This is a genomic window from Paenibacillus sp. FSL P2-0322 (genome assembly GCF_037975315.1).
GTDB classification, from domain to species: Bacteria; Bacillota; Bacilli; order Paenibacillales; family Paenibacillaceae; genus Paenibacillus; species Paenibacillus polymyxa_B.
In genome coordinates this window covers 494530-516215 of sequence record NZ_CP150243.1, presented here as the reverse complement: position 1 = coordinate 516215, position 21686 = coordinate 494530, and the positions used below count along the sequence as shown (strand labels likewise).

At 48.2% G+C, this 21686-nt stretch carries 19 protein-coding genes and 1 riboswitch; of the genes, 6 read left to right on the top strand and 13 right to left on the bottom strand.

All coding sequences use genetic code 11. The features are described from left to right. Nucleotides 1-22: 22 nt before the first annotated feature. Nucleotides 23-1720, bottom strand: a complete 1698-nt coding sequence (locus MKY24_RS02325) for an alpha-glucosidase (RefSeq protein WP_053324492.1) — start codon at nucleotides 1718-1720, stop codon at nucleotides 23-25. A gap of 272 nt (nucleotides 1721-1992) precedes the next feature. On the opposite strand from MKY24_RS02325, the gene MKY24_RS02320 reads away from it, so the two are divergent. Continuing rightward, on the top strand, nucleotides 1993-3084 hold the full coding sequence (locus tag MKY24_RS02320; RefSeq protein ID WP_339201340.1) for a hypothetical protein: 1092 nt from the start codon (nucleotides 1993-1995) through the stop codon (nucleotides 3082-3084). Nucleotides 3085-3391: 307 nt separating this feature from the next. Here MKY24_RS02320 and MKY24_RS02315 read toward each other — a convergent pair whose 3' ends face one another. The 6 genes from MKY24_RS02315 to MKY24_RS02290 form a co-directional block, all read right to left on the bottom strand. Beyond that, nucleotides 3392-4180, bottom strand: a complete 789-nt coding sequence (locus tag MKY24_RS02315) for an SDR family oxidoreductase (RefSeq protein ID WP_028541208.1) — start codon at nucleotides 4178-4180, stop codon at nucleotides 3392-3394. A gap of 18 nt (nucleotides 4181-4198) precedes the next feature. Further along, nucleotides 4199-5356: an SMP-30/gluconolactonase/LRE family protein gene (locus tag MKY24_RS02310; protein ID WP_053324490.1), complete on the bottom strand. Its 1158-nt coding sequence runs from the start codon at nucleotides 5354-5356 to the stop codon at nucleotides 4199-4201. 31 nt (nucleotides 5357-5387) lie between these two features. Next, nucleotides 5388-6401: an NAD(P)-dependent alcohol dehydrogenase gene (locus MKY24_RS02305; RefSeq protein ID WP_023986708.1), complete on the bottom strand. Its 1014-nt coding sequence runs from the start codon at nucleotides 6399-6401 to the stop codon at nucleotides 5388-5390. Between the two features lie 396 nt (nucleotides 6402-6797). Next, on the bottom strand, nucleotides 6798-7859 hold the full coding sequence (locus MKY24_RS02300; RefSeq protein WP_028541210.1) for an EAL domain-containing protein: 1062 nt from the start codon (nucleotides 7857-7859) through the stop codon (nucleotides 6798-6800). 275 nt (nucleotides 7860-8134) lie between these two features. Beyond that, nucleotides 8135-10237 carry a bifunctional 2',3'-cyclic-nucleotide 2'-phosphodiesterase/3'-nucleotidase gene (locus MKY24_RS02295; protein ID WP_339201338.1) on the bottom strand — a complete coding sequence of 701 codons (2103 nt, stop codon included), beginning with the start codon at nucleotides 10235-10237 and terminating at the stop codon, nucleotides 8135-8137. Nucleotides 10238-10456: 219 nt separating this feature from the next. Continuing rightward, on the bottom strand, nucleotides 10457-10891 hold the full coding sequence (locus MKY24_RS02290) for a pyridoxamine 5'-phosphate oxidase family protein (RefSeq protein ID WP_028541212.1): 435 nt from the start codon (nucleotides 10889-10891) through the stop codon (nucleotides 10457-10459). Nucleotides 10892-11161: 270 nt separating this feature from the next. Beyond that, nucleotides 11162-11271, top strand: a riboswitch (TPP riboswitch). A gap of 191 nt (nucleotides 11272-11462) precedes the next feature. On the opposite strand from MKY24_RS02290, the gene MKY24_RS02285 reads away from it, so the two are divergent. Further along, nucleotides 11463-12506: an ABC transporter substrate-binding protein gene (locus MKY24_RS02285; RefSeq protein ID WP_023986704.1), complete on the top strand. Its 1044-nt coding sequence runs from the start codon at nucleotides 11463-11465 to the stop codon at nucleotides 12504-12506. 7 nt (nucleotides 12507-12513) lie between these two features. On the opposite strand, the gene MKY24_RS02280 is transcribed toward MKY24_RS02285, so the two are convergent. Continuing rightward, nucleotides 12514-12696 carry a hypothetical protein gene (locus MKY24_RS02280; protein WP_144390571.1) on the bottom strand — a complete coding sequence of 61 codons (183 nt, stop codon included), beginning with the start codon at nucleotides 12694-12696 and terminating at the stop codon, nucleotides 12514-12516. A gap of 242 nt (nucleotides 12697-12938) precedes the next feature. Here MKY24_RS02280 and MKY24_RS02275 point away from each other — a divergent pair, with 242 nt between their 5' ends. The 4 genes from MKY24_RS02275 to MKY24_RS02260 are packed head-to-tail and all read left to right on the top strand — an operon-like array spanning nucleotide 12939 to nucleotide 15865. Continuing rightward, a complete protein-coding gene (locus MKY24_RS02275) occupies nucleotides 12939-13232 on the top strand; it encodes an MTH1187 family thiamine-binding protein (RefSeq protein WP_016818835.1) in 294 nt (97 codons plus the stop codon). Then, nucleotides 13229-14005, top strand: coding sequence for an ABC transporter permease (locus tag MKY24_RS02270; RefSeq protein ID WP_075153606.1), 777 nt, complete (start codon nucleotides 13229-13231; stop codon nucleotides 14003-14005). The genes MKY24_RS02275 and MKY24_RS02270 overlap by 4 nt, the downstream gene beginning before the upstream one ends. A gap of 44 nt (nucleotides 14006-14049) precedes the next feature. Next, entirely contained in the window at nucleotides 14050-15000 is a 951-nt protein-coding gene (locus MKY24_RS02265; RefSeq protein WP_053326524.1) for an ABC transporter ATP-binding protein, read from the top strand. After that, complete coding sequence (locus MKY24_RS02260; protein WP_075153605.1) at nucleotides 14993-15865, top strand: TatD family hydrolase; 873 nt, start codon at nucleotides 14993-14995, stop codon at nucleotides 15863-15865. Before MKY24_RS02265 ends, MKY24_RS02260 begins: the two co-directional genes overlap by 8 nt. A 148-nt stretch (nucleotides 15866-16013) precedes the next feature. On the opposite strand, the gene nfsA is transcribed toward MKY24_RS02260, so the two are convergent. The 5 genes from nfsA to MKY24_RS02235 all read right to left on the bottom strand — a co-directional run bounded on the left by nfsA (nucleotide 16014) and on the right by MKY24_RS02235 (nucleotide 21569). Next, complete coding sequence (nfsA, locus tag MKY24_RS02255) at nucleotides 16014-16757, bottom strand: oxygen-insensitive NADPH nitroreductase (protein ID WP_339201336.1); 744 nt, start codon at nucleotides 16755-16757, stop codon at nucleotides 16014-16016. Between the two features lie 286 nt (nucleotides 16758-17043). Beyond that, a complete protein-coding gene (locus MKY24_RS02250) occupies nucleotides 17044-19500 on the bottom strand; it encodes a heavy metal translocating P-type ATPase (RefSeq protein WP_339201335.1) in 2457 nt (818 codons plus the stop codon). Between the two features lie 113 nt (nucleotides 19501-19613). After that, nucleotides 19614-19814, bottom strand: a complete 201-nt coding sequence (locus MKY24_RS02245) for a copper ion binding protein (RefSeq protein WP_013308457.1) — start codon at nucleotides 19812-19814, stop codon at nucleotides 19614-19616. Nucleotides 19815-19872: 58 nt separating this feature from the next. Further along, nucleotides 19873-20223 (bottom strand): metal-sensitive transcriptional regulator, encoded by a 351-nt coding sequence (locus tag MKY24_RS02240; RefSeq protein ID WP_013308456.1) that lies wholly within the window; start codon nucleotides 20221-20223, stop codon nucleotides 19873-19875. A 116-nt stretch (nucleotides 20224-20339) separates the two neighbouring features. Continuing rightward, nucleotides 20340-21569: a multidrug effflux MFS transporter gene (locus tag MKY24_RS02235; protein WP_316243213.1), complete on the bottom strand. Its 1230-nt coding sequence runs from the start codon at nucleotides 21567-21569 to the stop codon at nucleotides 20340-20342. Between the last annotated feature and the right edge of the window lie 117 nt (nucleotides 21570-21686).

The window sequence follows — 21686 nt, the reverse complement described above, 5'->3', positions numbered from 1 at the left end:
ACCATTCTACAGATAGCAACGCCTATTGCACGCTTAGCTTATACACTCGGGCTTCATAGGGGCGCAGCTTCAAGGCGTGCAGTTGTTCCCCTTGTACCGGCTCGTAGTTGGACAACAGCAACTCCGCCTTAGCGACAGGAAAGTCCTCCTCGGGCCAGTGGTACACCGGATCACGATCAAAGAAATTCAAAATGACCAGCAAACGCTCTTCTCCCAGCAAACGAGTGAATACATACAGCTCCGTATCTAGCGGCAACAGCAGCTTGTATTGGCCATAGACTATGACCTCATGTTGTTTGCGCAGAGCAATCAACTTGCGATAATAGTGGAAAATCGAGTCCGGATTATTTCTTTCTGCCTCTGCATTAATGTGTGTGTAGTTATCATTAATCTTCATCCACGGCTCTCCATCGGTAAATCCGGCTGAAGGTCCAGCATTCCATTGCATGGGAGTACGCGCATTATCCCGACTTTTCCGCCAGATCTCTGCCATAATCTGTTCCTCAGACTCACCGATCTTCCGTTGCTGCTCATAATAATTCAACGTTTCCACATCCCGATAATCATCAATTGACGGGAATGCGATATTCGTCATGCCAATTTCCTCACCTTGATAAATATAAGGCGTACCCTCTAACATATGTGTGAAGGTTGCCAGCATTTTGGCTGACTCTACGCGATATTGTCCATCATTAGCAAATCGCGAGAGGGCCCGCGGCTGATCATGATTGTTCAGATAATTGGCATTCCATCCTTCCTCATGAAGCACTGTCTGCCAGCTGCTCATTATTTTTTTCAGCTCCACCAGTGTCCACGGCTTGGATTTCCATTTTTCCGTCCCTAGCCCTTGTGCATCAATAAACATGTGTTCAAACTGGAAAACCATATTCAGCTCATGCCGCTGGTCCCCCACATAATCAAGCGCCTGTTCCGGTCCTAAACCAGACGTTTCGCCAACTGTCATTAAGGGATAACGCTCCAGTAATTTTTCATTCAGCATCCGTAGAAGCACATGTACCTGTTCCAGATTGGAAAAGAGCTGATAGGCACGTACCAAGGTTCGTTTGTCAGGATTATCGGCATCCGGCAGCCCCTCCGCTTTGACAATATGGGCAATGGCGTCAAAACGGAAGCCATCGACTCCCTTTTTCAGCCACCATTCCACCATGCGGTAGAGCTCGCTCACCATCTCTTCATTTTCCCAGTTCAGATCTGGCTGATGCTCGGAATATAGATGCATGTAATATTCGTCTGTAAGCTTGTCATATTTCCACACTGAACCGGAAAAATACGATTCCCAGTTGTTCGGATATCCGCCATTTTTGCCTGTTCGCCATATGTAGTAGTCCCGCTTCGGATTATCCTTGGACGAGCGTGACTCCGTAAACCACGGATGCTCATCCGATGTATGGTTTAATACCAAATCCATCATGATTTTGATGCCTCGTTCATGCGCCTGGTGAAGCAGTTCGTCAAAATCCTCCATTGTTCCAAACTCATCCATAATGGCATAATAATCGCTAATATCATATCCGTTATCGTGATTAGGCGATTTATATACCGGACAAATCCAAATTACATCAATACCCAGCTCACACAAATAATCCAGCCTGGACAAAATGCCTCGCAAGTCTCCTTTACCGTCTCCGTCAGAATCCTGAAAACTGATCGGGTAAATCTGATATACAACGGCTTCCTTCCACCATATTTTTCTAGGCATGTTTCCCTCCTGTAGCTTCTCTGTACATCCAATAGCTTATGCTCTTAACATACACGCAATACCTGTCTGCGAATCGTTGGTGTAGGGGAACAAGAGTCTTGTAAGCTTGCTTCGACGCATTAGCAGAGCCGCTATAACCTACGGAGATTTATTTTAAAAAAATATTTTGCAAAACAGGTTGTAAAAGTGGACCTGGCGTTACCTATATTTATGAACTGCCCATATACATGTACTCAAAGCGGTGCCACTTTTGAATAAAAGGAGGAATTTACATGAACCATCGACCCAAGGAGCCAAAGGATCTGATTGTGGAAACTGCTGTGATCCCGCCCAACATCCATGTGGACGTGGAGTCAGCCACTGAGGGGGGAACACGCCGCCTGATGCTTAGCGATAACCCGGAGACGCTTACCCATGTGACGGTACCTACCGAGCAAGCCACCCTGTGGCATGACGTGGTTCGCACGACAACCCGAACAGTCAAACATCGCATTTTCGGCTGGCATTATAACAAAATCGGCAGCGCTGTTAAACTGGGCATCACCGTAGAGAACAGAAGCGCTGCTAAACTAGAAGTACGTCATATTGAACGTGCCCTTAAGATTGTGCCTGAGGATGGCAACTGGATTATAGATGTCGGGCAGTCTATTGCCAAAAGCTGTTTGGCGGGTACGATGGAACGTCTGAAGCCAGCAGACCGTCATAAATTCGGCAAAGGCACCGCCCTGCTGGAGGAATTTGAGCTGCCCGAAGGATCACTGGCCGGATTCATCTATGACCTCACAGTAGAATTTGCTGAAGGCCACGGTACGCTGGATTATGTGATTCGCACCGTGATCAGCAAGAATACGCAGACGGATCTGCGCCAGATTCATATGGATGCGCTTCCTCCCGTACCTCCACCACAGGCGCATCCACGAGGGGTGTGGTCCTTTTCCGAAACGAATGCGCGGATGCCAGAGTACGTGGTCGGGCAAAGCGCCAACTACCGGGCGTGTGCCACCAAAAAGCTGAACGGCGAGACTCCTGCCGATCTGCTGTTTACCGGGGCACGCAGCGAGCTGGGGCCTGCGCTAGATAATCGCGGACAATTCGGAACCATATACAACGCGACGATTCCCATCGTTAATGACAGTGACGAGGTACGTATCGTACGAATCTATGCCAATCCACGTGGGGGCGCGTTCGCCGGGTCTGTGCGTGTGGATGATCGTGTATATGGTATCCCTCTGCTACGAGATAATACCAAGGTATGCCGATTGGCTGATATCAGCGTCCCTCCCGGCAGATCTAGCTATGATCTCAGCTTCATGGTTGCAGGGAGCGCAACCACACCCTTGGGGCTATACGTCATTACACTATAGCTGTGCTCACGATGACTGAATGAGCGAACGTGGAGCCAAAATTTTCACAGAATATGGTCTGCTCTATAGTAAATGGAGCTGTCCCAAAGCTGGTTTTAAACTTTATTGGACAGTCACGCTTCGTCATTAGTATAAAAAAGCGCGAGTGCAAGGGTTATTCCCCCCTGTAGCTCGCGCTTTTTGGTTCATGCTCACCCATTTGAGCAGGTTATGGTCAAGCGAAGGCACGTAGTCCTCTTCGCCGCCATACCCGGCATCGGCGATGACCATCCCCGGTTACCCGGTTTGTGTCAGAATAAATATCGCTCTATTTGAACCGCTGGACCTGCCTCGAAGGCATAATGGTCAACTCTGGAATATTGACATGCTCCGGTTGCTCTAGTGCATAAAGGGCAGCTTCTGCAACATCATCGGGATGCAGCGGCAAAACGCTCGAAGCAAACGCCCGAATTTCCTGCTCGGGATATCCGGCCACCTGCGAAAATTCCGTCGCCACCGCCCCGGGGTGAATCGCAGTTACACGAATTCCTTGCGTACTGGTCTCCAAACGCAATGCGGAGGCTATGGCACTAACGCCGTACTTGGTAGCGCTGTATAGTCCTCCTCCGGCAACCACTTCCTTCGCTGCAATAGAGGAGACAATGACAACATCCCCCTTGGCCTGTTCCCTCATTGGCTGAAGTCCGTACTTCAGTGTCAGAACAAGACCGTGCACATTCGTCTTGTAAAGCTCCTCCCACCTTTCCAGTTCCACTTCTGCCAGTGGGCTTCGATACCCGAAGCCAGCATTGGCAACGATAATGTCAAGCCGTCCCCAGCGTTCAAGAATGGCGTGGACCGCCTGCTGTACGTCTTCAGCTTTTTGGATATCGGCAGGTATTGCCATGACCTCGTACAATTCCTCTTGGTGCAAGTCGCGAACCAATTCATCCAATCGTTCCTGACGGCGTGCCAATACAGCTACATACGCGCCTCGCTTTGCCAGTTTTTTTGCAATCGATGCCCCAATGCCGCTGCTTGCGCCTGTTACCAAAGCTACTTTCCCGGCAAGGCTTTCCTTCGCTTTCCAGGATAATCTCAATTCATCCAATATCATGTTATACCCTCCCCAAGCTTATTTGGTTAAAAGCACACGATGAACACCCTGGCTGCCTCCAGGAGCTGTACCTATATATAAATATCCGTCATGGTTTACAGCCGTGGTTACCCCATAAAGCGAGCCTTCAGGATCATGCCAGCTTCCGATAAGTTTACCCTGCGGATTAAGCTCTATAGCAAGCCCATGCTTCACAGGTGCGCTTGCACCGCTGAGCAGCGATTGAGGCAATTTGGCCATCATTCCAGCCAGCCACGGGCTTCCATGCATCTGATCTACAAAGGGAATACGTGTTGTGAAGAGACCGACCCAGAAATGGCCTTGATCATCACGCGTAATGTTATCCGGAAAACCGGCGAGATTATCCGCAAAAATATCCGAAGTTCCCTTCTTCGGCCCTTTGAGCCAATATCGGGTCAATTGGTAGTGATACGACTCTGCCACAAGCACAAAATCTTCGTCCGCAGACAAGGCAACCCCGTTCGCAAAATAAAGGCCTTCCAACAGAACTGTCGTCTGCTTGGTCGCCGGATCATATTTCAGCAAACGTCCATGTGGCTTGTTCTCGGCGATTTCTTTGAAGACTACACTGCCATAATTGGAGGTGTCAGAAAAATAAATGGTACCATCTTTGGCAATATCCAGCTCGTTGGCCAAATAGATCGGTGTGCCGTCGACTTGATTGGCCAACACCGTCACGTTTCCGGAAGGATCTACCGACAGCAGCCCCTTCTTAACATCCGTAACGATCAGATTTCCACTTGCGTCAAACATAAGTCCATTGGGCGTTCCTTTGGTATCTGCATATAGCTGGGCCTTTTGCGGATTGCCCTTTGTATCAAAGGCAACCTTATAAATTTTCCCGTCGGAGTCTCCCGTATATAAATTTCCTTCCTTGTCAAAGGTGATAAATTCGGGAAACTTAGGGGCAATTGTAACAAGCTCTGCGGAGCTGAGTTTGTTGTTTTGTTGCCATGGACCCGCTTGTTCAAAAGAGGGGGCCGAAGGTGCAAGCCATTTTGCAGGCTGGACAGGGGAAGGGATGAGCATAAAAATAACCACTCCCAGAAGGATTACCGCCAACAGCGATAATCCGGTTCTGCGTACCCATTTACGCGGTTTCTTAGTCTTTCTTCCTTGAGAATCTTTGGCAGATAAATCGGGTTTACTGGGCATTAGAGTGCCTCCTATGTGATGTGAATAATATTTATAATTGAACGACGATTTTACCGAAATACTGTTTTCCTTCAGCCAAAAGTGCGAAGGCTTCGCCGATTCGGCTGAGCGGGAATACCCGGTCAATGACAGGATGTAAACGATGGCGGGAAATGGCACGATTCATGTTTTCGAAATGTTCCCGGTTACCGACTTGGCTGCCGCGAATCGTCGCAGCCTTCTGCAAAATGCTGGTGACATCAAACTCAGGAATAGTCAAGCCCGATAAGAAGCCGACCATGTTCACAGTCCCTCCGGTACGAAGTGCATTGATGGATTGCGCCATTGTTGCCGCTCCCCCTACATCCAGGACATGGTCGACTCCGCCGTCTGTCAGCTCCAGAACCACCTTATCCCACTCGGGAACTTCCGAATAGTTGATTGTCTGCCATGCGCCGAGATCCTTTGCCCGTTCCAGCTTGTCATTGCTGCTCGATGTGATAATTACCCTTGCTCCCGCCATCAGAGAAAATTGAAGCCCAAAGATGGAAACACCGCCTGTTCCTTGCAAGAGTACCGTATCCCCCGCTCGCAGCCCACCGGATTCCATCAGCATGCTCCATGCGGTTAATGCTGCAATCGGCAAGGTGGAAGCCTCCTCCCAAGAAAGGTGATCCGGAATGGCGACGACCCCTTCTTCATGCAGAACGATATATTCAGACGCCACTCCACTGAGCGGGCCTCCCAGACTGTCCTTTAAGACCTCCGCTCTCGTGCTCCCGCCAATGAATTTCTGTTGTAAATTTGCCGCTACCCTTTGTCCAATCTGAAATTTTGTCACCCCTTCGCCCACAGCTACAATTTCACCCGCTCCATCGGATAACGGAATGAAGGGAAATTGAATGCCGATCGGCATTAGCCCGTTGATAATCACCAAATCCCGGTAATTCAGGGACGCTGCCCTTATGCGGATCAGAACTTCCAGCCGTCCCGGCACCGGTATGTCAAGTTCCGTCAAGGTTAACTCTTCAAAGCCAAAACCGTCTTTCAGTTGCACTGCTTTCATTTTGGTTGTCCTCCCTGTAATGTTAAACTTTTTACCTAGTATGGATACGGTGTATTACGAAAGAAACACTGTTTCTTATACAATACACTGTATCCAATTGTCTTCAAGACGTCAATCTTTACTTTAAAAATAAAAACGGTCGTAAACTGCCTCCGGGCTTTTAACGTTCCTTACCAAGTAAAATTGGAGACTAAGTGGCTTCGCTTGTCCAGAACTTACTCAGGTGGGCAAGCAGACCAAAAAACGCGAGTTGCAGGGGTGAAATAACCTCTGCAACTCGCGTTTTTTACATTAATGGTGATAAAGCGCTGTCCAATAGAATTGGAATTTGCTTATGCCACAGCCTTATTTAAGCTCCAATTTTTATAAACTACGTCTACTTAAATTTGTTCCTGACTATATTACGCTACTAAGCATAAAATTGGAGGGCGGACCAGGCTCCGGCTTGCCAAACAAATAACCCTGAGCCAGTGACACACCTGCTTCACGACAAAATTCAAAATCCTCCATCTGCTCTACGCCTTCAGCCAACACTTGGCCTCCAAAACGAAAAGCCGATTCTACAATCCCTGTAATTTGCCGCTTCTGATCACTGTTACTATGACAGCCGTCAATTATACTGCGGTCAATTTTAACATAATCCGGCTGAAGGCAATTCATAAGCTCTGTCGTAGAATAACCTGCCCCCACATCGTCCAGGGCAACCGAAACTCCTCGATTGCGATATTGATCAAAGATATGATGCAAAAAATTAAGGTCGTCTATCTCTTCCGTTTCTACGACCTCAAATACAAAATCCTTCGTACTCATGGATAACCGATCAATCGTCTCAAAGGTGTGATTCAAGCAATAAGCCGGATTATAAATGGTGGAAGGGAGAAAGTTAATAAAACGTTTAATTCCCGCCGGAAGGCATGTTGCACTTTTTTCAATAGCGGAAATACGAGCCGAGCGATCCAGATGAGCATGCAAGCCAGCTTCACGGGCGATTTCAAACAGCCGGAAAGGCTGAAAAGGTCTCTCTGCATGTGACGGACGCAGCAAAAACTCAAACCCGATAATATCCAGCTTGTGATCAACAATAGGCTGCATATGGCTGGAAAAACTTTGATCCTTAATAATACTCACGATATCTGGATGTTGCAGTCTGGCTTGCAATTGACTAAATAAAAGCCAGTCCTCATATCCTTCGATATAATGCAAGCCCGTTACCACAACTTGCATATGGTTCAGGTATTCCTGCGGCAGATGAGCCAGTCCGTTAACCAACTGTTCCAGCTCTGAACGGCTGTCAAAGCGAAACTCTATGCTGCCCTCACGTCCATGTTCCTGCTTCAGTTGTTCCGATAGCATACCCAAACCATCTAATGCTGGAGTAAGCGACACCCTGGAATGCCTAATTCTGAGCAATCCTTGATCCTTAATAGGTAATATGATGCTGCAATTGCTGCATGTCATAATGGTCCTCCTCGGAACAATTTTCCGGTTTTTTCACCATTATATCACAAATAACTAGAACAAAAGCACTATATAATTACGTGTTTTTACAAAAAAGTAGCTTATTCTTAACGACAACTTAGGACTTAAGTATATATTCGACAAAAATCAGAAAACTTTTTGCAATCATGATAAATTCGGGGCTGCTGTTTTTGGCATCAAAAAAAGCAGCAAATCTCTTGGTTAAAGAGACTTGCTGCTTCATTCTGATATTGAGTGGAAACTAAAATCCGAAGTTATTTGGACGCCTTCGGCTTCGTTGTTTTAGCTGGTTTAACAGCTGCAGGTTTGGTCGTTTTAACAGCTGGTTTTGCTGTTGCTTTCGCGGGAGCCACAGCTTCCTTTACAGGAGTGGTTGCTGCACTAGGCTTAGCGCCAGCTTTTAAGCTGTATTTGGCAAAGCCGTCTGCCGCGCTGCTCAAGTATGAAATTTGTTGATTTCCTGCCAGCACGTCTTTGGCATCAGGAGAGGACTCGAAAGTAACCTTTGCCTGACCAAAAGGAGCAATAGACCAATTGCCGTCCGCCGATGGATTAATCGTTCCGTTCGTACGGATATAGTCAATAATGACCTGGCGACTTTCATCCGGTGCTGCCATCACAATTCGTTTGCCATCTGGGTTAGCCAGTTTGGATGAGGAAGCACGATAGTTATTGGTAGCTACGATAAATTTCTGCACAGGATCAATAGCCTTCCCATTGTATTGCAGATCCTTGATACGATGAGCTGAAGAATCAATAATAGTTCCCTTGGCATCATATCGTGCAGGCTGAGTTACATCAATCTGGTAATTCACACCGTCAATGACATCAAAATTGTAGGTTGGGAAATCTTTGTTGATCAGCGATTGCTCCTCAGTTTGCTTTGGATCAATGCGGTTGAACTGACCTGCAGACCACTCCAGCCATTCCTGAATTTCAGCACCGGTCACTTCTACAGCATGAACCGTGTTCGGATACACATACAGGTCGGACACGTTTTTAATCGCTATCGTACCTTCAGGAATGTTGGTGTAATACTCGGCTCCGTTTCGACCACCGGCCTTGAATGGAGCGCCTGCCGACAATACGGGAAGATTTTCGTATTCGGTCCCTTTAAGATGGTTTTGAACATACCATTTCTGTGCATTCGTCACAATTTGAATGGAAGGGTCATCCTGCACTAATGCAAAATAACTGTTAATCGGTGCAGTCGTTGTTCCAACAGGTTGGCGAACATAATCCAGCGTTCCTTGATGCTCTTCCTTGATCGAATCTGTCAGTTTGTAGTCAGGAGTAAACTGCACAGCCTGGTTAGTGGTACTCACAACCGGACGTACTTCAGACTGAGAGTTAGTTACGTTCCACTCGCGGTTTCTCTTTTCCAGGCTCAGGTCAATAATACCCAGATCCTTGCCCCATGAGGAAGCTTCCACAGCCGGTACGCCGTTAATGGTTCCTTTATCTAGATCTACACCCTTCATTTCTTTAAAATCAGGGCCGGGGAAAGATTTATGAGCATGCCCAAACAAAATAGCGTTAATTCCGTCCACCTGGCTTAAATATTTAACGGCATTCTCCATCATTGGCGTTTGCGGCACATCCTCATAACCTGTGTGCGCAAGCACGACAATAATGTCAGCACCTTCCGTCTTCATTTGAGGAATAAACTTTTTCGCCGTTTCCACAATATCCTTCGTAACGACTTTATCCTTCAAATTGGCTTCATCCCACTGCATAATTTGTGGTGTGACCAAACCGATGACGCCCACTCTAAGGATGTGCTCTTGGCCCTTCTCGTCCGTTACCGTTTTATCAAGAATTCGATAAGGGGTAAAATAATTTTTAGTAGCTTGCCCCCCCTTGTCAACATAAACATTCGCATTTACGTAAGGAAAATCGGCTCCCTTGAGCGATTTCTCCAGAAAATCGAGACCGTAGTTGAATTCGTGGTTACCCACTGTCGCCGCATCATAGCCCATCAAGTTCATCATCTTGTAGACTGGATGGACACCGCCTTCTTTTTCATAGGTTTTGTTTCTGGCCATATAATCGCCTAATGGATTGCCCTGTAACAAATCACCGTTATCGAACAGCATGCTGTTTCTTGTTTCACTACGCGCCTGTTGGATTAAACCAGCTGTGCTAATCAAGCCATATTCGTTGGTTTCTTTGTCTGAATAGTAATCATAGTTCATCAGCGACGCATGAATATCCGTTGTTTCCATGATCCGCAAATTCACCGTAGCGCTATCGCGAGAATCGCTAGCTGCCCAGGATGGAGCGGCCGAAAACACCAGCATGCTACAAGCCACAACTGCTGCTGTAAACCCTTTAAACCAATTTTTACGAAATAACAAAATATACCCCTCCTCATTAAGGTGTATGCCTCATATACATACTTTTGCACATATATGTAAGCCTTGAACCCACCATTTCTATTTTAATCCAACGCCAGATAAAAGAGTAGTCATTTACTTAAATTATTTATGAAAAAATAATTAATTTTCTCAAAAATAAAAACCAGCAAACCTCCTAAAAAACTCGGAGATTTACTGGTTTGTCCATTTATATTCTTATTATTTATTCCACACTTGGCGCTCAGTTTGCTGACCCACATACTCAATGCGTGTCGGATTCACGTCCAGAATGACATAATCGGGATCATCCGGTCCGGAAAACCATTCCTTCAAGGAATCGTTCCACACTTGTTTGCGCAGCCCCTCATCAGCTGTGATCTGGACGGTAGCCTCCACTTCTACGACTTCCTTCGTACCGCCAACTTCATAACCCAGCAGCAGATAAGCATTCGGATTGTCCTTTAGCTCATCCACTTTATGAGTTTTGCGATCTGTCGCCAGATGAATGTTCATTCCATCGTTAAAAAGGGCCATATAGCGTACTTTCGGTTTGCCACCCTCTACCGTACCTAACGAGCAAAATTTGTTGTTATCCAAAGCCTTCACAATGGCTTGTTCCAGTTGGTTGCGATCCAATGTTTCCGTTTTACCCACAGTACAACAACTCCTTTTCACGAATTAGAATTCTCTACGGCCACGCCATTGGGCACCAGCCCATCTGAACCTACTTGCGTAGCTGTTCTGAAAATAACATGACCGGATCGAATCGAATTGATTCATGCTCATTTTCAGATCAAAGCTCACAGTAAAAGTGTACCCTGTCGTTCGGCAAATGAACCGTCACCTCTCCCTTCATGCTGGACAGACCCGCATTCAAGGCATATAATCGTCGTAGTAAACCCGAATAAATGAACCCATTAAACCATACAATGCCAGGGGTGCTGGAATCGGCCGGCTGAGAGTGTGTCCCAAGACACTGACCCTTACAACCTGATCTGGGTAATGCCAGCGTAGGAATGCTTAAGCAAGATGTGCCTTTTTTACATAGGACCATCCCTTACTTTGGTATATACAAGCGCAAGCGTCCCGGAAACTCGGGGCGCTTTTTTTGTTGAAGATTAAGTTGTTGGAAAGATCGCATCCGGCAGATGTTATTTTTAGAAAATGGGGAACTTAAGCTGTCTGATTGGACGGATAACGGGTAATTAAAGGAGAGAACACAACGATGAAGCGCATGAAAATATTAAGCCTGGGACTGATCAGTCTGTGGCTCATGGCCCTGACCCTGACCGCTTGCGGTGGAAGTCCCCCCACATCCCAAGAAGCGGCTCCCGCTACCGACACTCAAACGTCTACTCCGGCAAAGGGGCTCAAAGATGTTAAAGTCGTGCTCGACTGGACACCCAATACGAATCATACGGGACTCTATGTCGCTAAGGACAAAGGATTTTACGAAAAAGCGGGTTTGAATGTCCAAATTGTTCAACCTGGTTCAGGCGGAGCTGATCAAATGGTTGCTTCTAATGCTGCACCTTTTGGTATCAGCTACCAAGAAGGCGTCACACAGGCTCGTACGCAAGGCGTGCCGCTTGTATCCATCGCTGCGGTGATTCAGCATAATACCTCAGGCTTCGCAGCCCCGGTAGATCGTGGAATTAAGAGCCCGAAAGATTTTGAAGGTAAAAAATACGGCGGTTGGGGCTCTCCCGTAGAAGAAGCGGTCATGAAATCCATCATGGATTCAGACAAAGGCGATGTGAGCAAAGTGAAGATCATCAACATGGGCAATGCAGACTATTTTACAGCCGTGAAGCGGGATATCGACTTTGCCTGGATTTTCTACGCATGGACCGGAATCGAGGCCCAGCTTCGAGGTGAGCCATTGGATATGCTGTATGTAAAAGATTATTCCAAAAGCCTCGATTACTATACACCTGTAATTGTGAGCAACGAACAGACAATAAAAAATGATCCCGAGCTGGTCAAAGCGTTCATGGACGCTACCGCACAAGGCTATGAATACACTATCGCTCATCCGGAAGAAGCCGCAGACATCTTAAGCAAAGCTGTACCGGAGCTGGATAAAAAACTGGTACTTGCCAGCCAAAAATGGCTAAGCCCGCGTTATCAGGACGATGCCGCGCAATGGGGTGTGCAAAAACCGGAGGTATGGCAAAACTATTCGGACTGGATGTACGAACGCAAGCTGCTCAGCAAGCCTTTGGAAGTCGATAAAGCCTTCACAAACGGTTTCCTGCCCAAGCGTTGATCATTTGTTAAAACGCTAAATAAGACTGAACTAGAGAAGTGAACGAAGCGCCACTACGCAGTCGGATGGTGCTTCCCATCGCTGCTGTACCCAGATTTCTTTTATAAATATCCAGAGGTTGAAATCTGGGTACAAAGGCGAATGTTAACGCTTGTACAGCACCATTCCGCCCACTTCGTTCTCGTTCCACTTGGTTTATTCTTTAGTTTCTCATATTATCTAAGCGCTAAGTAGGTGCGCTTGTGTGTTAAAAATGCCACACAAACCAGCTTTAAAAATAGGGTGTTTTTAAGGCGGTTGGCAGCGTAGTGGTTCATTTGAATCTGGAGAAGCGCAGCGATCGTAAGATCAAATGAAACGCGAAGCGGTCTCCCCGCCTTAAACCACCATATTTTTTTAATAACACTCCAAATAAAGGACAGGTGAATTTGCATGGCTAACACACTGCTCAGTATTCAAGTAATCCCTAAAACTCCTAATAACGAGGACTCTTACCCGTATGTAGATAAGGCGATTGAGGTCATTCAGCGCTCCGGTGTCAAACATCAGGTGAATCCATTGGATACGACCATGGAGGGCGAGCTCGACGAGTTGCTGAAAGTGGTTAAAGAAATGCACGAGGCTTTGACGGAAGCGGGCAGTCCCAGCGTCATTTCACAGATCAAAATCGCACATAACCCACAAGGCATCAGCATGAACAAGCTGACCGAGAAATATCGCCCATGAATCCGAAAGGCAAGAACGCATCCTGGTGGAAAAGCGTATGGCCGCCCTTTGTGGCGGTCCTCTTCTTTTTAGCGGCCTGGCAGGGGGCGGTTTCCTATTTGCATGTTGAATCCTGGCTGCTGCCTGCTCCATCCCTCATCGTACAAGAGGGCATGGCCCAGACGGCGCTGCTTGGTGCCCATACATGGGCTACGATTCGTCTGACACTTGCGGGATTCGCGATAGGGACAGCAACGGGACTGTTGATCGCCATCGTTCTTCATACAATCCCTTTTCTCAAATCCGCCCTGTATCCGCTGCTTATTCTGAGCCAAAACATTCCAATCATCGCCCTGGGACCGCTGCTCATGGTGTGGTTTGGTTTTGGCGTGCTGCCCAAGCTGATGGTCATTACCCTAGTATGCTTTTTCCCCGTGGCTGTAGCAGCCATGGACGGGCTGACTCGAACAGACCGTACGATGATGAACTATATGCGGATGTCGGGTGCAAGCCGCATGGCTATTTTTATGAAGCTGGAGCTGCCACATTCCCTGCCGCAAGTCTTTTCTGGCGTTAAAATTGCTGCTACCTATAGTGTGATGGGTGCGATCATTGCGGAATGGATCGGAGCTAGTGAAGGAATTGGATATTATATGCTGCTGCAAAAATCGGCCTATCGCACGGACCTCATTTTTGCCGCCATCGGCATTATTGTTGCACTCAGCTTACTCATGTTTGTGGTTATTTTACTACTGGAGAAATGGCTGGTTCGCTGGAAACCCGATCGAGAGTAGCTTCCTCCTTGAATTACATACAGCAAAGAAAGGACGTGGCGCGTATGAGTCTGCATCCGACTGACTTATCATCATACAACGTGGCTAATGAACAACGAACCGGGGAACAGCAGAGTCCTTCAACCGCTCCTCCTGCTTTGGAATTGGACGGGATCAGCCTCGCCTTCCGCGAAAAGCGAAGCCTACTGCCCGTACTGCAGGATGTATCCCTCACAGTCAAGCCAGGAGAATTCGTTTCCCTCATCGGTCCGTCAGGCAGCGGCAAAAGCACGCTGTTTCACATCATCGGCGGGCTACTCAAACCACAGCAGGGACGTATCCGTATGCACGGACGGGACATGACTGGTGAACGTGGGCATATCAGCTATATGCCGCAGCAGCCCGCCCTTTTCCCGTGGCGTACCACGCTGGACAACGTACTGCTTGGGCAGGAAAATGCTCCACGTAAAAATACAGCAGTACCCCCTCAGTACGCCAGTGAACGCGAGCGTCGCAAAGAAGCCTTGCAATGGCTCGAACAGGTTGGACTTGGTAAATTCGCCAAGGCGTATCCACATACGCTGTCTGGTGGAATGCAACAGCGCGCAGCCTTTCTTCGCGCACTGCTCAGCCCACAGGAATTAATGCTGCTGGATGAGCCGTTCAGCGCACTCGATGCGCTGACACGTGCAGACATGCAGCAATGGTTATTACGGATGTGGGAAAAGAACCGCCGTTCTGTGCTGTTTATTACCCACAGCATTGAAGAAGCGTTGCTGCTCTCCGACCGCATCTATGTGCTGTCGGCGCGACCTGCTTCAGTGGTGCATGTCGTAGATGTCCCTTTTCCCCGCCCGCGTAGGGAAGAAATCACCCTCGATCCGCTCTTTATTGAATGGAAGCGGACCATGACCAGCTGGATGCGCGAGGAAAAACATAAACTGGACGGCGACATGGACAATGCTCAGAGCGTCCACAAGAATATCCCAGAAGATGGATTGAATCGACATGAGTGACGTAAAAGTTCGATGTGCATTGAAATGGAACAGCCAAACAAAGCCAGGCTTGGATTTGACCGCAATTGGACCCGCTCCATTGATCGACGCGCATATTCATGTAGACAGCTACCCGCCCGAACAACAGGAATTATTGCTCGCTTCACTTGCCAATAGCAGCGTCCAAGCCGTGATAGCCGTGTCGATGCATCTGGGCTCCAGCCGAGCCAATCTGCAGTTAGCCAAGCGTTACCCCGGGCTGGTACGACCAGCCTTTGGCTTTCATCCCGAACAGGCTCTTCCACCGCAAGCTGAGCTTGAACTCTTGTTCAACTGGATGGACGAACATGTACAGCAGATGGTCGCCGTGGGTGAAGTCGGCTTGCCCTATTACAATCGGCTGGAAGCCTCACAGAGCGGTTCACCTTTTGACCTCGCTCCCTACATAGTGCTACTAGAGCGCTTTATCCAGTTTGCAAGCAAGCATAACAAGCCCATTGTCCTGCACGCCGTTTATGAGGACGCAGACATCGCCTGTGACCTTTTGGAACGTCATGGCATCACACAGGCGCATTTTCACTGGTTCAAGGGCTCTACCGCCACGATCGAACGTATGGCCCGGAACGGCTATTATGTCTCCTTCACACCGGATCTCTTGTACGAAGAAGAGATCCGCAGTTTGGCAAGACAGTATCCGTCTGATCAGATCATGGCAGAGACAGATGGTCCTTGGCCGTTCGAGGGACCTTTTACTGGACAAGAGACACATCCCCGGATGACTGCCGACGTCATTCGTGCGTACAGCAAACTGACCCATCAAGATGAATCTGCCGTCCGTCAATTATTTTATGAAAATACGAGACGCTTTTACTCACTATCTGATTGATAAAGGCATACCAGCTATTTACTGACTGGAAGGTTTACAACCACAACATGCAACCAAAGCAAAGAACCTCCTTATTTACGCGGGACTTCATCATGCGTAAATAAGGAGGTTCTTGTATTTTGCAGAGTTTTTTGTCGCCACTCAGCTTTTATTGCTTCAAGAAACCCTTCTGTTCCAAAAATGGCTTCAACTGCAAGCGCGCTGGCTCGGTCAGTCTCGCAGCCATTTGCTCAGACCATGGCGTAGAGCGTTGACCGCCTGTACGTTCCTTCAAATATTCCGCTGATGTGTGATCGTATACCTCTACAGCTTTCATCGTCTGATTTTTGTCGTAACCGTTCATATGCAAAACACCGGACAGTGGAAGACGTGGACGCAAGCCCGTTTCCTGATCCGGTACACCAATACACATACCGAACACTGGATACACCAGCTCTGGCAACCCTAACAACTCAGATACCTCTGCTATTTTAGTACGAATGCCGCCGATGTAGACGACGCCCAGGCCCAGTGATTCAGCGGCTACCGCTGCATTTTGTGCGGCTAACGCGGCATCAATGGTCGCAACCGTATAATTTTCAACGGAACCTTCATAGGAAGGCTGACCTGGCTGATGGTGTAGTGTGACCTGCTTCAGACGGTATAGATCTGCGCACCATACCAGAAACGCGGGGCATTGCTCAACGTAAGCCTGTCCTCCTGCCAACTCGGCCAGTTTTGTTTTTAAAGAAGGCTCGGTAACGGCAATAACGGTATATGCCTGCACATTACTGGACGAGGAAGCCATTTGGCCAGCTGCCACAATAGCTGCGAGCTGCTCGTCGGTAATGGGGTCTGACTTGAATTTTCGCACAGACCGGTGGTTCATCAACAAGGAAATCGTATCATTCATGACTGCTTCACTCCTAATCCATAATATAAGCTCTTTATCTACTTCAAGCCTGTGAGTATACGAAGAAGTTCTTGCATGCTTGCATGGCACTCCTACAAATATTATGGAACTTTCGCGAATGATAAGCAACCTAACGTGATGAAAGTTGAATGGTTTAAAAAAACAAACGCAACAAAAAGCAAGCACGCAGAAAACCAATTGTGCGTACTTGCTCTATACTCTGATAATAACTTTATCTCGCAACAGATGTCCGACAGTACGCTATCCTGCTAATACATCCATACATTTACAGCTTCACCCGTTGGAGACGCAGTGCATTCAGCACGACCGAAACAGAGCTAAATGCCATGGCTGCTCCCGCCAACCATGGGGCAAGGAAGCCCAAAGCGGCAATCGGAATACCGATCACGTTATAACCGAGCGCCCAAAACAGATTTTGCCGTATGTTTGTCATGGTCCGGCGGCTCATTTCGATCGCATCAGGAATGCTGTTCAGGTTGCCACGCATGAGGGTAATATCCGCCGCCTCCATTGCCACATCCGTTCCCGTGCCCATCGCCATCCCAATATTAGCAGTAGCCAGCGCAGGCGCATCGTTAATACCATCCCCAACCATAGCTACGATCATGCCCTGCTCCTGAAGCCGTTTCACTTCTTCAGCCTTTCCTTCAGGCAGCACCTCCGCCAGCACTCGTTCAATTCCAGCCTCGGCGGCAACAGCCCGCGCAGTCCGTTCATTGTCACCCGTAATCATGATCACTTCAATGTTCATCGCGCGCAGACGGGTAACTGCCTCCCGTGACGTTTCTTTAATCGTATCCGCCACGGCCACCAATCCAGCATAGGCACCATCCACAGCAACAAGCATCGCGGTTTTCCCTGCGCTTTCCAGCTCATTCATATGCTGCTCAGCTGAGTCATCTATCGCGATGCCTTCCCTGCTCATCAATCGGCGTGTACCCGCCAATACCTGCTTACCTTCCACATACGCCTTCACACCATAACCCGGAATATTTTCAAAATCTGTCGGTCCTACTAGCTCAATGCCTCGATCTGCAATCCCCTTTACAATGGCTTCCGCCAGCGGATGCTCCGAGCTTTTTTCTGCCGCACCGAGCAAACGCAGCAAATCCTTTTCAGCCAAGCCGCTTGCTCCAACCATAACATCCGTCAGCTCTGGCTTGCCATTCGTAACTGTACCTGTCTTATCCAACACCACTGCGTTGACTGAACGGGTCATCTCCAAATGCTCGCCGCCCTTGAACAGAATACCGTATTCAGCGGCACGTCCCGATCCTGCCATAATAGACGTTGGGGTTGCCAATCCGAGCGCACAAGGGCAAGCAATGACGAGAACTGCAATCATTTTCTCCAGTGAGCCTGCAAAATCAGTCGGCGTCACAAGGAAAAACCAGACGATAAAGGCCAACACAGCGATAACAACAACAATGGGGACAAAAATACCGGAAATCTGATCCGCAATCCGCTGAATCGGAGCCTTGGAGTTTTGCGCATCTTCCACGACCTTAATAATACGGGCCAACGCCGTATCACCACCCACACGCTCAGCCTGGATACGTAGTACCCCGTTTTTATTGAGCGTCGCCCCTGTAACTGCGGAACCTGCTTCTTTTTCAACCGGAAGACTCTCACCACTTAACATGGATTCGTCCACTGCCGAACGTCCGTCCACGACCACACCATCGACAGGAATTTTCTCGCCGGGTCGTACAATAAAGATATCCTTCACACGTACCTGTTCGATCGGTATATCAAGCTCTTGTCCATCACGTACTACACGTGCCGTCGTTGCCTGTAGACTCATCAGGCTCTTGATCGCCTCGGACGAACGCCCTTTGGCTACCGCTTCGAACCATTTACCAACCAAAATAAGCGTAATTAGCACCGCGCTTGTCTCGTAATACAGCTCTGGCATGGTCATGACAGGCATTCCCGCCATTCCCTCCATGACATCAGACGGACGCAGAGTAAGGTACAAGCTGTAAAAATAAGCCGCAGATGTACCCAGTGCAACTAACACATCCATATTCGAACTGCCGTTACGAAGCGCTTTGTACGCGCCCACATAAAACTGCCAACCAATGACGAACTGAATCGGCGTTGTCAGCACTAGTTGGAACCATGGATTCAAGAACAGTTCTGGCACATAAATCCATGATGTAAAGGAAAAATGAGCCACCATTGCCCACAACAACGGAAATGACAGCACTGCAGACACAATCCACTTCCATTTTTTACGATGGATATCCTTACTGCGCACATCCGCAATATTGTCCTCAGCGCTCTGCGGAATCGCTCCGTAGCCTAGCTGTTCAATCTTGCTCACCAGATCACCAACCGCAATACTCCCAGCTGCATATTCCACATGAGCTGTTTCCATCGCCAAATTTACCGTGGCACCTGTTACACCAGGCATCCGATTCAATCCCTTTTCAATCCGGGTTGCACAGGCCGCGCAAGTCATGCCCGTCACATTCAGATTGGCTTCTTCACTTACAGTTCCAAACCCAAGAGAAGCAATTTTATCGCGAAACTCAGGGATCTCCACCTGCTTGGGATCATAGGATATCGACGCCTGCTCCAAAGCCAAATTCACATTAGCCTGTGCCACACCATCTATTCGATTTAAACCTTTCTCAATACGGCTTGCGCAGGCGGCACAGGACATCCCCGTAATATGAAGCGTTGTCTGCTTGTCACCGTCGGTCGCACGGTTTTCCATGATAACCCTCCTCCTATACCCCAGTGGGGTATATCATATCCAAAAAGAAAAAGCTTCTAATATGGAAGCTTCTCCTTCGAAACAAGTCTGTTCACACATAAAGCATCTTCAGCTTAAACAACATCATAGCCCTGGTCTTCAATGGCTGTTTTCAGAGCCTCAACGTTCAGCTTGGACTCGTCATATTCTACATTCACTTGCTTCGTTTCGAGGCTGACCTTGCCGGTAGCGCCAACTTTCTCCAAAGCCCCTTCTACTGCTTTCACGCAATGATTGCAGCTCATGCCTTCTACGTTCAATGTAACTTGTGCCATTTTCTTTTCCTCCTCAGGGGGTACTTTATGCACCCGATTATGTGTATGGGTATTACTTTTAGCGGATTAGCTTCTTGACCGTAACCAGCAGCTCGTCAATCACTTCCTGCTCTCCTGCCTGCATGCGCTCAATGACACAGCTTTTCATATGCCCTTCCAGCAGCAGCTTACCAACACCATTCAGCGCGGACTGGACAGCCGCAATCTGGTTCAGTACATCGTCACAGTAGGTATCCTTCTCAATCAAGCCCTTAATTCCGCGAACCTGACCTTCAATACGGTTCAACCGGGATACGAGGCTGTTCTTGAACTCTGCCGAATGATGACTTTTTCTAACTGTCTTTTCCCCGTCTGTTCCACAGTGATTCTCATGGACTTCAGTGTGGGAAACAGGTTGCTCCTCAGCCATACATCAGCCTCCTGTGTGGTGTATATATGCATTTATGCATTTGTTATATCCCTATCATAATATACCCCCGTGGGGTATGTCAACATTCCAGAAAAATGTCACTTTTTCGCCCTATTTTAAGCCTTCGCGCGTGCTTCCTTAGCAAGTACGACAAAGCTTAATAGCGCACCAACCTCGGCTATAGCTATAACGACCGCCATCGGTACGGGGGTTGTTCCACTCCCCAAGCCTACTAGCGGTGAAGCGATGGAGCCAAGCAATAGAGGCAACAAACCAAGCATGGCGGACGCACTGCCTGCGGAGCGCTGTTGACTCTGCATTGCCAATGAAGTCGTCGTTGTACTCACAATCCCTACGCAGGAAACGACAAAAAACAGAGGAACTAAAACAGCAAACAATTGGCCTCCGGCAAAGGCTACAGTAAGCAAGCTAATTCCGGCTACAGCCGCAATTACCAGACCCGACAAGAGTAACTGTCGTTCGCTGAAGCGACCCACGAGTCTACCCGTCAACTGCGAAAACAGTACAATCCCCAAACCATTCACTGCAAAAATGATGCTATACGTCTGAGGAGAAACCCCGAAAATATCCTGAAGCACGAATGGTGAGCCAGCGATATACGCGAACATCGCTCCTGTAATCAGCGCCTGTGAGAAGGCATAGCCCATAAAGCGTCGATCGGCAAACAAGTGACCGAGTGTTCCTAGCGTCTGCTTCAAGCCACCGGATGAGCGGCGGTTAGTTGGCAACGTTTCTGGCAAACCCAATACGACGGCAATCAGCATAGCCACGCCGACTACACAAAGCACCATGAATACACCACGCCAGGAAACAAAGTTCAAAATGACACCGCCCAGTACTGGTGCAGCGATGGGGGCCACGCCGTTCACCAGCATAAGTAGTGAGAAAAAACGTGTCAACTCTTTGCCCGAGTATAGATCACGGGCTACAGCTCTGGAAATCACGATCCCCGCCGACCCCGTAAGCCCTTGAATAAAGCGAAGCACAATGAGCATACCGATATTCGGCGCAAACACACATAACAGCGAAGCAGCAGCGTACAGAATGAGCGAGATCACCAGCGGTCCTCTGCGACCCCTTACGTCGCTAAGCGGACCAGCAACGATCTGGCCAACGGCCAGTCCCAACAGACAGGCGGTTAAACTAAGCTGCGCCAGCGAAGTGGTCGTATGCAAATTGTCGGCTAATGTAGGCAGCGACGGCAAATACATATCTATGGACAACGGCCCGAAAGCACTCAATGCACCCAGGACAAAGGCGATCCATAATATTCGCGATTTGGTCATATCTGCGGCAACCATAACAGTATTGGATAACCGGTTCATAATAATAATCATCCTTTTCAAAAAAATATAAATAATTACTTCAATGTATCATGATATCACTCATTTCGTCTGGCTTCGAATAATTACACGCTAATCCGCAATTTTTTTTCAAAACTG